The sequence below is a fragment of the Corallococcus exercitus genome, assembly GCF_003611585.1.
Taxonomy (GTDB): domain Bacteria; phylum Myxococcota; class Myxococcia; order Myxococcales; family Myxococcaceae; genus Corallococcus; species Corallococcus exercitus.
Genome location: NZ_RAVW01000834.1, coordinates 1 through 816 on the forward strand (window position 1 = coordinate 1; position 816 = coordinate 816).

Below are 816 nucleotides of genomic sequence, written 5' to 3' on the forward strand. Positions count from 1 at the left end.
GCCACGCCCCAGCGTTCCGTCACCAGCACGCGCCCCCTCAGGCCGAACGACCCGAGCATGCCGCCGCCTCGGCCCCGCAGCCCTCCCACCAGCCCGTCCTTGCGGTGGTCGTAGAAGAGGACCGCCTCGCCCCGCAGCGGCCCGCCGCGCCCCAGCCACACGCCGTAGCCAAACGTGTAGAGCAACTGGCCGTACAGGTTGTCGTCCTCCACGCGCCCCGGATAGCTGTAGCTCTGGGCCGACAGCCCCACGCCGCCCTCCACGAACGAACCCGCGAAGCGCGGCCCGAAGCGCTCCATCGCGTAGCGGCCCTTGAGCGCCAGCTCCCCGCCTCCCAGCGTGAAGCCCTCCGTCGGGTAGCGGTGGTACGTCGCGAAGCCCTCCACATCCAGCGACGTGCCATCCCCCAGCCCCGGCGTCCGCTCCGGCGCGCCCCACAGCCGGTACGCGGCGCCCGCGCGGATCAACGTGTTGCCCTCGTCCGGCGCCAGCCGCGCGGACGCCTCCAGCCGCACCGCCGACAGCCTCGCCACCGCGCCCAGCGCGAAGAAGTTCCGGTACTCCGCCGTCGCGTCGTGCACGTACTGGTAGCCCAGGTCGAACTCCAGCGGCGGCAGCGTGTCCGGCACCCGCCCCGGGTCGAACGCGGGCGACGTCACCGCGTACAGGTTCGCCAGCATCGACAGCGAGAACACCCCCGCCCCCGTCAGCGTCACCGCGTACAGCGGCCCGATTGTTTTTCGCGACGCGCCCGTCAACGCGATGGGCACCAGCCCCGCCGCGATCAACCCCAGCCCCGTCGCCTCCGCCGCGAAC

General features: G+C 73.2%; 1 pseudogene. It reads right to left on the reverse strand.

The features are described 5' to 3' along the window. Positions 1-816, reverse strand: a pseudogene (locus D7W79_RS42400) (hypothetical protein); the annotation flags it as partial.